Source organism: Micrococcaceae bacterium Sec5.1, from assembly GCA_039636795.1.
Classification (GTDB): domain Bacteria; phylum Actinomycetota; class Actinomycetes; order Actinomycetales; family Micrococcaceae; genus Arthrobacter.
Genome location: CP143430.1, coordinates 2,359,728 through 2,373,402, shown reverse-complemented (window position 1 = coordinate 2,373,402; position 13,675 = coordinate 2,359,728). Strand labels below are relative to the sequence as shown.

Below are 13,675 nucleotides of genomic sequence, written 5' to 3'. Positions count from 1 at the left end.
CTCACCTGATTCCGTACGCTGAGCTCACCGTATGGCGGGAGAATCGCATAGCTACCGCCAGAAGGGCAAAGGTAACGAGCAACAAGACCAAGGCCAGTACCGACCCCCGTCCCCATGCCAGCAAATCCTGGACCTGAGTAACTACCTGCTGGGCAAGCAGAGCGTTCTGCGGTGATCCAAGAATCGCCGGCGTCAGGTAGAACCCAAGCCCGAAGACGAACACGAGCACGCTGCCGGCGAGCATGCCCGGCGTGGCCAGTGGCAAATAGATGCGAAAGAAGGATTTGGCCGGTGAGGCACCAAGGCTTTCAGAAGCACGCAGCAGACTCCGGTCAATCCCCTGCAGCACGGAATAGAGCGGAAGGATCATCAAGGGCAGGAGCGTTTGCGCCATGCCGACCGCGACCGCGAAAGTGGTTCCCAGCATGTGGAACGGCGCTATCCCGAATGCCGACAATGCGCCGTTGACGACGCCGTTGTCCTGCAAGAGAACTACCCAGGCAAAGATTCTGACCAGATAGTTGGTAAAGAACGGCAACATCACTGCAGTCGTCATCACAACTAGCCATCTGCGTGAAACGAGGGTCATGAGATAGGCGAACGGGAAGGCGAGCACCAACGTGATAATAGTGACGAGGAGGGTGATGCCGAACGTACGCAGCAGCAGCGTCATGTTCACGTCTTCGGTGAAGAACCAGGCGAAGTTGTCCCAGCCACCCTTCTGCGGTGCCTGGAAATGCGTCCAGGCCCGGGAGAGGACCGAGATCGCCGGATACACGAAGAACAAAACGATAATCGCGAAGCCAGGAACCACCAGCAGTAAAACGGGTCTGAATGCGAATGGCCTCCTCAGAGTCGGGCTTTGCGGCAGGCTCGATGGCTTCAGTGTTGATGTAGACATCTGTGCTCCCTCAATTACCCAACCAGAGCTGCACGCCACTGCGATTCAGCGGCATCTTTGTTTTGTGCGTACCACTCGTTATCCAATGCCACGCCGTCGTTCCTGTGGTTGGAGACAAGGTACTGAGCCTGAAGATCGGAGACTTTGGGTTCACCACTCTTGGCGGCGGTTGACGCATAGGGTGCGAGTTCTTCGAACTTGGTCTGCGCCTCAGGATTGTTCGACAACCAGGACAGGAACTTCTTCGCCGGTCCCGCGTTCGGTGAGCCTTTCAGGATGACCAGGCTGTCCCACTGCTTAAGTACCGTAGGCCAGACAACATCCCACTTCGCCCCTTGGCTGATTGCGTCAAATGCACGTGGCGAGTACACCATGCACATGACGGCTCCCCCGGAAAGCATGGTGTCCACCTGCTGCGTGCTTGAGGTCAGGAAGGTCGTGTCCTGCTTGATGGTCTGATACTTGTTGATCGCTGTCATCACATCCAGAGGGTAAAGGTTCTCCGGCTTCACGCCAGAGGCTAGAGACGCTGCCTCCATGTTGAACTGGGAAGTTGTGGGAGCGCAGCGCTTGCCAGGGTATTTCTGGGTGTCAAAAAAGTCGGCCCAGCTGGTCGGAGGGTTGTCGCCAAACTTGGTTTTGTCATAGGCCAGAACCGCTCCCCACTCCAGTACAGGTAGGCCGCACTTATTTGTCACCCTGCCCTCAGCAAACTTTGACGTGTCCAGGGCGTCAGCGTCTATTTCCTCGAACTGCTTGCCGCACTGTTGGGTTGCCAACCAAGTGTCCACTTCTGCCATATCCCACTGGATATTGCCGCTTTGGACCTGAAGGGCAATCTTGTTGTTATCCATATTCGGGTCCTGGGTAAACTTCACACCCGACTCCGCGCTGTACGGCTCCAGAAAAGTCGTATTCATTGTCTTACTGAGCTTTCCGCCGTAGTCGGCGATGGTCAGTTGCGCGTCCGAACCCCCTGACGTGCCTGAATCAGAGGAACCGCAGCCGGTTATTACCAGCGCAGCCACTACGGGGATGGCTAAGGCCGGGACGTAACGCTTTGCTCGGGATGTGAATGACATCAAACTCTCCTTGGGGATGTGACCTCGGCTACTTTGACGAGGTGTACTCGGTCGATTGTCGACATGGAAGTGAGGTGCTGTCAAGAGGTTGCACAACGTAAGGTGTCCTGCCTTCTCTCTTGAACCCGGCAACCCGGTAGACCTCCGATGCCAGCATTGGCCTAGATTTACACTGGAAATGTTTCGTTTCTATTACCGCTCGCCTACTGGCGGCATATGCGCTAGTCTACTAGCGTAGTAGACAGTCGACAACGATATTTCTACTGTTTCTTATGAAAACGGGACGCTGACCTGGCTTTCAACGTGGAACGCGGGTCTGTGTCCGTGCACCCAGCCCTGCCACTCCCTAAATCCCGTAAATCTGAAGGGACTTGATCCGAAAATGACTACACTCACAAACCACACGGTCACCGATGTCGCCACCCGGCAGCCGGGGGACCTTACCGTTGCAGCTGTTCAGATGAACAGCGGACCCGACCGCGATGCGAATATTGCGAAGGCGATCGCCCTGATTGACGTCGCCGCCACTGAGCACTGTGCCCAGCTCATTGTGCTGCCTGAATTCTTCAACACCGAGTACGTTTTCGCGCGCCACGATCCATCACTTGTCCGTCTCGCAGAGAATGACGAGGGACCGTCAATCAGCGCGGTCAAGGAATCGGCGCGAAAGCACGGGGTTACGATCGTCGCCACCATCTTGGAAGAGGACGGTCCCGGAATAAGCTATGACACCGCGATGGTGATTGGCCCCGATGGCGAGATCATCAGTAAATACCGCAAGACGCATCCTGCAGCAACCGAAACCCTCGAAAAGGTGTTCTTCCGCAACGGAAGTTACTTCAACCTCACCCAGGTGGGTGACTTCGCCATGGGTATTAATATCTGCTACGACAATGAGTTCCCCGAATCTGCACGCGCCACCGCCCTCAACGGAGCGGATCTTATCGTCGCGCCCTTCGCAACGCCCGAACAGTTCCCCTTCAAGACGGTGCTTTCAGCACGTGCCTGCGACAATCAGTTGTTCTTCCTCGCGGCAAACAAGGTCGGCCGTGAGGACAAACTTGATTTCTGCGGGACAAGCCTCATAGCTGATCCTGAGGGACGCCTCTTGGCCGTGGCCTCCAACACCGACGACGACGTCGTCTCTGCCGTCATCAACCGTCGTGCCGTCATCGATACCAGGCTTACGCGCCCGATCTACCGCGATCGGCGTCCAGACCTCTATAACTCAATCTCGACTGCAACCGAAGACCTTCCCCGCTGGAGGACTGCCAAATGACGACCATCACAGCACAGGCGCTCATCTTCACCGATGATTCAACTCTGGAGGTCACCACTGTTGACGTAGCAGACCCGGGGCCGGGTGAAATCCGGGTTCGAGTCCATGCCAGCGGTGTCTGCCATTCCGACCTGCACGTCGCCTCCGGCGACTGGGACATGCCCTCTCCCATGATTCTTGGACACGAGGGCGCCGGCATCGTAGAAGCCGTCGGCGCAGGGGTGCCCGAGTCCAGGATTGGCGAGAGGGTCGCTTTGTCATGGTTCGCCCCATGCTTGCGCTGTAAGTTCTGTGTCAGCGGACGGCAGTGGGCGTGTCAGAACACGACAGCCAATGACTGTGTCATGGCGGACGGCCAAACCAGGCTTAGCCACAAAGGCAACCGCATCTATCCGTTCCTGAACGTTGGCAGTTTCGCCGAATACGTCGTGGTCCCGGAGTCCGGAGCAATTGCCGTCCCCGACGATCTGCCTTTTGAAGTGGCAGCATTGATCGGCTGTGCGGCTACAACGGGGATTGGAGCTGCCCTCAACACCGCGAAGGTCCGCGCAGGAAGTTCAGCCGTTGTTATCGGCTGCGGGGGCGTCGGCTTATCGGTAGTCATGGGATTGGCACTGGCTGGTGCCAACCCGATCATTGCCGTAGACATGTCCGAAGAAAAACTGGAGGCCGCCCGGAGTGTCGGGGCCACGCACACCGTAAACGCGCGCAGCGGCGATGTGATCGAGGAATGCATGGCCATTGTTGAGGGAGGCGTGGAATACGCCTTTGAAGCTGCCGGCCGTGTAGATACTGCCGCTCAATGCATCGCAGTGACCGAGACCGCAGGTACAACCGTGCTCGTCGGCATGCCCTCGAGGGGAGCCACCGTCCCCCTCGATCTTCTGGAGCTGACGATGAACGGAAAGACCGTGATCGGCTGCAGCTACGGCAGCTCGAACCCTTCGATCACTTTCTCTACCCTTGCTGATCTCTTTCTGGCCGGGCGTTTGCCCATCGAAAAATTGCTGGGCGACAGTATCTCGCTGGATCAGGTCTCCGGCGCATTTGAACAAATGCGATCAGGCCAGGGACTGCGGCAGGTCATATCCTTCTGATCTGTGCAAACAGCACGTCCATGTAGCATCGGACGGCTCGCGGGCGAGGCTGCGCAACTGCCTTCTGGGTGTTCGCGGAGCCTCGCCGTTGCCGTTAGTTCTAGGACACTTTCCGTGACCTGCGCGCACAGTGCGTCGAACCTGAACGTGTGCAAGCTGAAAAGGGTGAGGATGCGTCGCCCGGCACGACTGATCAGCGTGGAAAATGCTGGCCAGACGGATCCGGGGCGGCCCGGCAGCTTTAGACGTCGCTGTCATGCCTCGTGGCCCCCGATAACTAACTTTTCCCGCGGACCACAGCACGGGCGATGGCTGATCAACAACATCGCCCGACCGGTCCGCCCATCTCAGCTCTCGGAAAGCGGCGCTGGGCAGAGCGTATCCGGCTCGTGGTACCAGAACGGCAGCAGGGGAACCAGCTGTGATCTCCTAGTTCGTGGAAGTGCCGGACATCGGTTCCAAGAGCAGGGACGGATCTCCTCCGAGTCTCTGGAGCAGCAGGGCGACGGTTGAGAGGAAGTGCTTTTCAAACAGGGCCTGCGCTTCCCCGTTCCTGCCTTCTTCGATGGCGCTGATGATCTGCTCGTGCTCCTCGACCACGTAACTGAGATGCGAATGAGAGTTGCCCGCCGGCGTAATTACCCGAAGGACTCTGTCCTCCAGGGACGTCGCAAGCAGAATTCGCCCCTCCAACTCCCCAAACATCCGGGCAATGAGCTGGTTTCCGGACCCCACATTGATGCTCCGGTGCCAGTCCAGTTCAGCGTTGATCAATCGACCGGCATCTTTCTTAGCGGCCGCAGCTTTCATCTCGTTCAGATGCGTGCGCAGAGGTTTGGCCGAGCTTCCACGGGCAAGAAAGAGCCTTAAGGCTGTGGTTTCCAGGCCAAGACGCAGATTATGCAGATCCACGATATCCTCAAGTGACAAATCCAGGACTTGGGCCCCCAGATGGGGTTCGACTGAGACGAGCCCCTCGGCCGCGAGCCTTTGTATAGCCTCACGCACCGGCGCGCGACTCATTCCCAGCTCTTCGGCGATGTGCGCTTCGGTGAGGCGCTCCCCCATGGCCAGCTTGCCTTCGATAATGGCAAGACGAAGCGATTGATGGGCGGCGTCGGCCAGCCGCATCCTTGGAGGCCGGGTTAAGCCATGAGTAGTCATGTTGTGATTCTAGACCTCATTAGTCGACAATGTACAACCTTTTCTTATTCGCTAGCCGACAGGCCTTGCCTTAGTCCGTTGTCGACAGTACTCTGTCTACTACGGGTCTATGCTCAAATCATTTCCCTTCGACCTGTACCTGCGGGCGACGCGGGGAAATTCAACGGCACAAGATCAAACAAATAATCCGGCAGGCGCGCGGCTGAAGCGTACCGCGAGGAGCCCCTTGCGCTGGTCGACACTCGGTCCGAAGCATTTTGCGGTCAGTCAGCGCCATCAATGATGACGGCGCTGCCTCAGAGGACCGGCGTGACTGTGCTGCGATGCCGGCCTTCCCTAAGGCAAGAAAGAGAGCGAGCGGATGACCACCACCATCACCGAACGTGAGAATGAACTGTTGGCATCGGTACCTACGGGTCTTCTAATTAACGGCCAGTGGATTGAAGCATCAACCAGGCGAACGTTTCCCGTCGTTGATCCTGCCACGGGTGATGTCATTGCCCACGTGGCCGATGCCGGAAGTATCGATGCTGAGGCAGCTCTGGATGCCGCCGATAAGGTACAGGCAGACTGGGCCCGCACATCATCCCGGTCCAGGTCCGAAATTCTACGCAGGGCCTTCGAACTGGTTACCGAGCGTGCTGATGACTTCGCTCTTCTGATGACCTTGGAAATGGGTAAACCGCTGGACCAGGCCAGAGCGGAAGTAGCTTACGGTGCCGAATTCCTTCGCTGGTTCGCCGAGGAAGCCGTTCGAGACTACGGGCGGTATCTCACAACGCCGGAGGGTCACAACAAGATTCTGGTCCAGCAGAAACCAGTCGGGCCGTGTCTTCTTGTCACCCCATGGAATTTTCCTCTTGCAATGGCTACCCGAAAGGTGGGTCCGGCCGTCGCTGCTGGCTGCACGATGGTCCTCAAACCGGCGAAGCTGACTCCGCTTACGTCACTGCTGTTTGCTGAAATCATGCTCGAGGCAGGCCTGCCCAACGGGGTTCTCAATGTCGTCCCATCCTCGCGGGCCGCCGACATTTCGGGACCAATAATGCTGGACTCCCGCTTGCGCAAAGTTTCATTCACCGGCTCCACACCCGTGGGCAAACAACTCATGGCCGATGCATCCGAGAATGTGCTTCGTTCGTCCATGGAACTCGGCGGCAATGCCCCCTTCATCGTCTTCGACGACGCCGACCTTCAAAAGGCCGTCGAAGGCGCCCTGGCGGCCAAAATGCGCAACATGGGTGAAGCCTGCACAGCGGCAAACCGATTCCTGGTGCACGAAGATGTCGCAGAGGAATTCACGGCAGCGTTTACCACAGCGATGAAGGCCCTGAAGCTCGGACGGGGCACCGAGCAAGGATCCACAGTAGGCCCGCTCATCGATGCCCGCGCACGTGATGATGTCCACGCGCTGGTACTTGAAGCTGTAGAAGACGGAGCGTCAGTAGCTTTGGGCGGGCAGTTCGGTGACGGGCCCGGGTACTTCTACCAACCGACAGTCCTCACCAACGTTCCCCACGACGCCCGGATCCTGCGGCAGGAGATTTTCGGTCCGGTGGCACCGATAACCACGTTCAGCACGGAGGCCGAGGCCATTTCCTTGGCGAATTCCACTGAGTACGGCCTTGCCTCATACATCTACACACGCGACCACTCCCGACTTCTTCGTGTGGCGGAACAAATTGAGTTCGGCTTGGTTGGATTCAACGCCGGTGTCATTTCCAACGCCGCAGCACCATTCGGCGGTGTCAAGCAATCGGGTCTGGGCCGTGAGGGCGGCGCGGAAGGCATCGCCGAATACACCACCACCCAGTACATCGGTATCGCTGACCCGTATCAGAGTTAGAAGCGCCCGACCTCGCAGGAGTATGGATCGATGGGACCAACCCGGTCCCATCGTCTGGAACCCGTCCGGATTACAGGAACTAGGCGAGGGGCAGAGACTTACCTCGGCCAGACGCATGCACAAGTCGCATCCATGACAAGACAGAGAGCACCAAGATGATCAGAGCCACAGTAATGTCCGACGCCCGGTCCCAAGAGCTGGGCGCACCGCAGACAAAGGAGACGTCGGTTACTCCAGGGCAAACCGAAGCCTCAGCCCGCCTCTGGGGCCGGGATGGAGAGGCCACGGGAATCTGGGAGGTAACACCTGGGACGTTCAAGAGCACCCGCCCAGGCTTCGACGAAGCCTGCTACATCCTCAGCGGTTCTGGCACCATCACTGAACCTGATGGCAAGAGTTTCGAACTGCACCCCGGCACCCTCTTTGTCACCCCTGCTGGTTGGGAGGGCAGCTGGACTATCCGCGAGACCCTCCGCAAGGTCTGGTTCACTTCGCATCTGCCTGCCTAGACAGTCTCTGGAGCCCGCACCGAATGCTTGCTAACAGCCAAACGGTGCGGGCCACCAAACGACAGTTCATCTGACGCCTGCCCCAACTGTCCGCAAACTGGCCACTAGGCCGACCTGCTGCGACAGTCCTAACGCTTGGTCGCCACAACTGTGCTGGATGTGCAGTCCCCTAAATGGTTTCGATAGGACCAGCCAGGCAGAGACTGGCGACTGCTCGAAGGCGTCGAGACCCAACAAGAAATCAAGAATTACCCGATGCCGGAGTTCGCAACGAAATGAACCAACGAGTCCACGCCCCAACAGATCAAGCACCAATCCTGGTGCGGCTACATACAGCTGGCGTGCCCCTTGAAACTACCGGCCACCGGCTAGCTGCATACTCCTATGACGCATCCAACTACCGGGTCCCGCCCCTCGGAGTCGTCTTTCCACGTTCTGTGGAGGACGTCGTCGCCGTCCTAGAATCATGCAGGGAAACCAAAACTGCCGTGATTAGCCGCGGTGGAGGGACCTCGATGGCCGGCAATGCCATTGGCCCGGGCATCGTATTGGACTTCTCGCGACATATGAACAGAATTCTTAGCATCGACGAGGCCAATGGCGTCGCCAATGTGGAAGCCGGCGTGATCCTAGCAACCCTGACCAGTGAGTGCGAAAAGGAAACGGGCGGGACCTTAACGTTTGCCCCGGATCCCTCTTCCAAGAATCGCGCCACCGTCGGAGGGGCGATTGGCAATGACGCCTGTGGCAATCACTCTGTCCGCTACGGACGGACATCGGACCACGTAGTGGAAATCGACGTGGTCACCACCGAGGGGGCGCAGATCACCGCCACTGCCGGCGGGCTGCGAGCGACTAATCCCCAAGACGCTTTCTCTGTCGCACGGGCCTACGCACTCTGCGAGGACCTGAAGTCATTGGCTCAGGACAATCTCGCGGGATTCCGTGTTGAACTTGGCCGAATCCAGCGCCAGGTCTCCGGGTACCACTTAGCCAACCTCCTACCTGAGAATGGCTTGAACCTGGCACGTGCCTTGGTGGGAACAGAAGGCACCTGCGCGGTAGTGGTCGGGGCCCGGATGAAACTAGTACCTAAGGCACCCAGCGCGCTTCTGGTGTGTCTTGGGTATGCCGACGTCGTGGACGCAGCCAAGGACATCGAAACGATCCTGGAATTCTCCCCTGCCGCTGTGGAAGGGATCGATGAGGAAATCGTGAACACCATGCGGCTCCGACGCGGTGCCGATTCGGTTCTGGGGCTCCCAAACGGCAAGGCGTTTCTGTATGTAGACCTGGATGGAAACGATCCACAAGAGGTCGCGCAAGAGGCTGAACGCCTCTTGGAGCGGCTTGCCGCGAACGGCAGGTTAACGGATGGCCGCGCCGTTCCGGACGTGGCGCAACGCGCCACCCTCTGGCGGGTCCGGGAAGACGGCGCCGGCCTGTCCTCCCGACCCGCCAGCGGAGGCGAATCTCAGGCCGGCTGGGAAGACTCCGCGGTATCACCGCAAAATCTGGCCGCCTACCTCGCCGACTTCCGTGAACTCCTGAAAGAGTACGGACTCACGGGCATCATGTACGGGCATTTCGGCGCAGGCTGCATGCACATCCGTATTTCGTACGATCTGCGCAGCGAAGAGGGACGCAATGTGTTCCGCAAGTTCACAAAGTCAGCCGCTGAGCTTGTCGTGAGCCATGGCGGCTCCCTTTCGGGGGAACACGGCGACGGGCGGGCTCGTTCGGCGCTCCTACCGACAATGTACTCCCCCGGCATGATCGCTGCCTTTGAGCGCTACAGGAGAATCTGGGACTCGACGGGGATCCTGAACCCTGGGTCCATTACTGACGCCGACGCGTTCGACGCCAACCTCGCGCTGGAAGGTGTCCCTTCCCGCAACTGGCGAACCCACTTCGAGCTTCGCCCCTTAGAAGCCGAAGCCGCGGGCGTGGACCCGTGGGTCCATGCAGTTCAGGCGTGCATCGGGGTTGGGCGTTGCCGTTCAGACGCCGGCGGGGTGATGTGTCCGAGCTACCGGGCGACCGGTGACGAAAAGGACTCTACCCGGGGACGCTCGCGTGTTCTGCAGGACATGGTCCGTGGCGCCCGGACCATTGACGAAGGGTGGCAGTCCGAAGACGTTCGCGAAGCGCTGGACCTGTGCTTGGCGTGCAAAGCGTGTTCCAACGACTGTCCCGCCGGGGTGGACATGGCCACTTACAAATCAGAATTTTTCTCTCACTACTACGAGGGAAAGCTCCGGCCGATGTCCCACTTTTCGCTAGGCTGGCTTCCTCGATGGCTTAAGCTCACCTCATTGATCAGTCCGTTGGTCAATCAGGTACTTGCCAGCCCGCTCGGTAAGGTTGTGGCTGCAGCCGGTGGCCTAACTACCAAGCGCAAGATGCCGGAGTTCGCGTCCAGGAGAACGCTGCGTGAGGCTTTAGCCCCCTACAGTTCCTCCTGCGATACTGCAGATGCCGTCCTCTTTGTGGACTCTTTCACTAAAGGTTTCCGACCTAAGGTAGCCGGCGCGGCAGCGCGGGTGATCGAAAGCACCGGCAGGCAAGTCGTGTGCGAATCCGATGCCTGTTGTGGGCTCACGTGGATTTCGACCGGGCAGTTGGAAACCGCCAAGAAACTCATGGCCAGGGCTGTGGAGAAGCTCGACGATGGCAGCATGACCCCAATTGTCGTCATCGAACCAAGCTGTGCCGCCGCGTTGAAAAAGGACGCACCGGAGCTTCTCGGCACCGAAGCCGCCGAACGCGTTTCTTACAGAATCCGCAGCTTCGCCGAAGCGGTCAAGGAATGGATTGATGCTGGCTGGACGCCGCCTGCGGTCCCCCAGGCCGTCACCGTGCAAACGCATTGCCACGAATACTCCACTTTTGGAGCGACTGTCCAGCGCAAGGCATTGGCGTCCCTTGGCGTGGCGGAGGTCACCGAGGCCACGGGCTGCTGCGGCGTTGCAGGAAACTTTGGCTTCGAAGCTAATCACTACGAAGTCTCCATGAAGGTCGCCGAGCAGGGCCTGATTCCAGCACTGGCTGCAACACCCGACGAAACTCCAGTGCTTGCCGATGGGTTCAGCTGCGCCATGCAGGTGAAGCAGGTTGATCCCCATCGCAAGAGCCTCCATCTTGCCGAACTCCTTGATCCGCAGATTGCTTCGCGAACAGAGCCCGACCGTTGACACGCTGAAGGAGCCCGCCAACTCTGCCTCGGTGGGCTCCTTCAGTGTGTCGATCAGACCAAATATGAGCGGAAGAAGTCCGTAAGCTTGTCGAAGGGGATGAGGTTGACGCTGTCGTAGAGGTCCACGTGGCCCGCCCCGGGTACCAGGAACAGTTCCTTCGGCTCTGCCGCCAATTGGTACGCGTTCTCGCTGAACTCGCGGGAGTGGGCTTGGTCGCCGGTGATGAACAGCAGGGGCCGCGATGAGAGCAAGTCTGTGTCGTTGAACGGGTAGAGAGTCATGAACTTCGGGTTGGTGGCCAAGGCAGGATGCGTTGTGGTGTTGGGGCGCCAGCCGCGTGCCGTGCGGTAGAAGTCGTAGAACTCCAGGTCAACGTCGGTGGACTCCGCCGTGAGCACTTCGGGCGTGCCGCCTGTGTAGGCGGGTTTACCGCCGTCGAACTCTACGTCCCGCTGGGCCGCAGCCCGGGCGAAAGACGCCTTCCGCTGCTCCAACGAAACAGACTTCCGGAGTCCGTCGCGGTTGGCCGCGCCCATGTCATGCATACTCACAGTGGCGATGACTTTGATCCGCGGATCGATCTTTGCCGCGCTGAGAACGAAGCTTCCGCTGCCGCAGATACCGATGGCACCCACTCGTTCCTTGTCCACGAAGGACAGCGGAGGTAGTCGACCGCGGCGCTGAAGTCCTCGGCGTAGATGTCCGGGGTAACGGCGTTGCCTGGCTTACAGGCGCTCTCTCCCCAGAAGGAGAGGTCAAACGACAGGTGACGAAGCCTTGTTCTGCCATTTTGGTGGCGTAGAGGTTGGCGCTCTGTTCCTTTACGGCGCCCATGGGGTGTCCGATCACCAGTGCAGGGTTGCTTAGCCTGCGGTCCAGGGTGTTCGGGACAAACAGGTTGCCTACGACCTTCATCTGGTACTGGTTCTTGAAGGAGATCTTCCGGACCGTGACTTGGTCGCTGATGTAGAAGTTGTCTGCCCCGTTCGAGGTGTCGCCGGGTTCCAAGGCTGGGCGGGATCCGCCCGGTGCTGCGTTAGCTGCTCCGGCAGTTGCCATGCCGGCCACACCGGACAGCCCAAGTACAGCGGTGCCGGCACCCGTCAGCTTGATGAGCCGGCGGCGCGAAACGCCATCTTCTGCCAGACCTGCACGGAGGGCGGTCGTCTTGATTCCGTCAGTATTCGTAGTCATGTTGTTGTCATCCTTATGGTGTTGCTGCGGGTGTGGGGCTGCAGGATGCCAGCAGGAGGCTGGCAGCCATGGCAGCGGACAGCGGGATCGGTCTGAGCGTGGGGTCTATTTAGTTCTCCTGCCTTTGGTTACGTGGGGAATGCGGTGCGGCGTGCCGCTATTGCGAAGAAGAGCGCGACGGCGGCCACCCCGGCCATCAGGGCCGGCAGAACCAGTCCGTTGAAGGTGCTGATCACCACCGCGCCAGCCACGCCGGCGGCGAAGATCGCCAGGTTGAAGGCCACGCCGAGCATCGCGTTGGCGACGTCGGCGTTGTGGCCGCTGGCAGCGCTGAAGGCTGTTTGCAGTTGGGCTGCAGCCCCGCCGAAGGCGATGGCCCCACAGCACAATCGCGGTAACGATCGCCGCCACCGAGGCGTGGCCGACGATGAAGATCCCACTGGCCAGAATGAAGGAGGCAATACTGAGCAGGACCAGACGCCGAAGTCCTTTGTCGATCATTGCGCCGGTGATGGCGATTCCGGCAATGGCCGCCGCTCCGAACACCACCAGGGCGACCTCGACCGGGAGCGGAAGACCCGCCGTGCGGAGGTAGGAGCCGATGTATGTCTAGAGGATGTTGTGTCCGAGCATCCAGCTGACAACGACGGCGAGGACCATCGCGACGCCGGGAATCCCGAGGACCCGCACCATGGGCACACACGTCCCGGCACGCTGTCCGGGCGCATCCGGCACCAGGAAAACAGCAAGCAGTACGGTCAGGACCGTGAGGATGGAGAGCACGCCGAAGGACCAGCGCCAGTCCAAGGTGGTGCCCAGCCAGGAACCGAACGGCGTCCCCACTGCGAGTCCGACCGGGGTACCAAGGGACGCAACTGACAGTGCGCGGCCGGCATGTTCGGGAGCGGTGATGCGGCGGGCGTAACCGCTCCCGAACATGCCCCACAGTAGGCCGGAGAATGCACCGGAAAGGAGCCGTGCTCCAAGGGAAAGAACGATGTCTGTGGAGAACGCCGTGACAAGGTTCGCGGCCAGGAAGCCAAGGATCCCGACCACGAAAACAGGCTTCCGGCGCATGCCCCGAGTCATGGCGACCGCGGGCGTCGCGGCCACAACGGTTCCCAATGCGTAGGCACTGACGAACTGCCCGGCGGTACCCACGGTAATGTCAACCCCGGCAGCGATCTGCGGCAGCAGGCCCGCCGGCATGGTTTCCGTGGCGATCAGCAGGAAACCCATCCGTGCCATGACCAGCAGCGCCGCCCCCGGGAACCGGTGTACCCGAGCGGAAGAATCGGCCTTCGTTTCTTCAAAGGTACCGAGGTGTTCATGGGGTCGGTGTTCGTGGGGCACGCTGTCCGCAGGCGTCATCCTGAAGGGTTGGGCGAGTCAAAAATGGTTCCGTT

12 protein-coding genes are annotated in these 13,675 nt (G+C 59.6%); 5 read left to right on the top strand and 7 right to left on the bottom strand.

Features of this window, described 5'->3' with window-relative positions:
* Nucleotide 1: 1 nt before the first annotated feature.
* Together VUN82_10955 and VUN82_10950 are read right to left on the bottom strand one after the other, a co-directional pair.
* The gene (locus tag VUN82_10955; protein ID XAS74301.1) at nt 2–901 is read right to left on the bottom strand and encodes an ABC transporter permease; all 900 of its coding nucleotides are present in this window, start codon (nt 899–901) and stop codon (nt 2–4) included.
* A 14-nt stretch (nt 902–915) separates the two neighbouring features.
* On the bottom strand, nt 916–1,983 hold the full coding sequence (locus VUN82_10950) for an extracellular solute-binding protein (protein ID XAS74300.1): 1,068 nt from the start codon (nt 1,981–1,983) through the stop codon (nt 916–918).
* A 382-nt stretch (nt 1,984–2,365) separates the two neighbouring features.
* On the opposite strand from VUN82_10950, the gene VUN82_10945 reads away from it, so the two are divergent.
* A complete protein-coding gene (locus VUN82_10945; protein XAS74299.1) occupies nt 2,366–3,262 on the top strand; it encodes a carbon-nitrogen hydrolase family protein in 897 nt (298 codons plus the stop codon).
* Nucleotides 3,259–4,359 carry a Zn-dependent alcohol dehydrogenase gene (locus VUN82_10940; GenBank protein ID XAS74298.1) on the top strand — a complete coding sequence of 367 codons (1,101 nt, stop codon included), beginning with the start codon at nt 3,259–3,261 and terminating at the stop codon, nt 4,357–4,359. Before VUN82_10945 ends, VUN82_10940 begins: the two co-directional genes overlap by 4 nt.
* Nucleotides 4,360–4,788: 429 nt before the next feature.
* Here the strand turns inward: VUN82_10940 and VUN82_10935 are convergent, their stop codons facing one another.
* Nucleotides 4,789–5,523: a GntR family transcriptional regulator gene (locus tag VUN82_10935; protein XAS74297.1), complete on the bottom strand. Its 735-nt coding sequence runs from the start codon at nt 5,521–5,523 to the stop codon at nt 4,789–4,791.
* 361 nt (nt 5,524–5,884) lie between these two features.
* Here VUN82_10935 and VUN82_10930 point away from each other — a divergent pair, with 361 nt between their 5' ends.
* The 3 genes from VUN82_10930 to VUN82_10920 all read left to right on the top strand — a co-directional run bounded on the left by VUN82_10930 (nt 5,885) and on the right by VUN82_10920 (nt 11,072).
* Nucleotides 5,885–7,369 (top strand): NAD-dependent succinate-semialdehyde dehydrogenase, encoded by a 1,485-nt coding sequence (locus VUN82_10930; GenBank protein ID XAS74296.1) that lies wholly within the window; start codon nt 5,885–5,887, stop codon nt 7,367–7,369.
* Between the two features lie 155 nt (nt 7,370–7,524).
* A complete protein-coding gene (locus VUN82_10925; GenBank protein ID XAS74295.1) occupies nt 7,525–7,878 on the top strand; it encodes a cupin domain-containing protein in 354 nt (117 codons plus the stop codon).
* 275 nt (nt 7,879–8,153) lie between these two features.
* Complete coding sequence (locus tag VUN82_10920) at nt 8,154–11,072, top strand: FAD-binding and (Fe-S)-binding domain-containing protein (GenBank protein XAS74294.1); 2,919 nt, start codon at nt 8,154–8,156, stop codon at nt 11,070–11,072.
* Between the two features lie 53 nt (nt 11,073–11,125).
* Here VUN82_10920 and VUN82_10915 read toward each other — a convergent pair whose 3' ends face one another.
* From VUN82_10915 to VUN82_10900, 4 genes are all read right to left on the bottom strand, one after another.
* Nucleotides 11,126–11,626 carry an alpha/beta hydrolase gene (locus VUN82_10915; protein ID XAS74293.1) on the bottom strand — a complete coding sequence of 167 codons (501 nt, stop codon included), beginning with the start codon at nt 11,624–11,626 and terminating at the stop codon, nt 11,126–11,128.
* Entirely contained in the window at nt 11,613–12,269 is a 657-nt protein-coding gene (locus VUN82_10910; GenBank protein ID XAS74292.1) for an alpha/beta hydrolase, read from the bottom strand. Before VUN82_10910 ends, VUN82_10915 begins: the two co-directional genes overlap by 14 nt.
* A 128-nt stretch (nt 12,270–12,397) precedes the next feature.
* Nucleotides 12,398–12,709: a hypothetical protein gene (locus tag VUN82_10905; GenBank protein ID XAS74291.1), complete on the bottom strand. Its 312-nt coding sequence runs from the start codon at nt 12,707–12,709 to the stop codon at nt 12,398–12,400.
* Between the two features lie 169 nt (nt 12,710–12,878).
* Complete coding sequence (locus tag VUN82_10900) at nt 12,879–13,640, bottom strand: MFS transporter (protein ID XAS74290.1); 762 nt, start codon at nt 13,638–13,640, stop codon at nt 12,879–12,881.
* Nucleotides 13,641–13,675 lie beyond the last annotated feature (35 nt).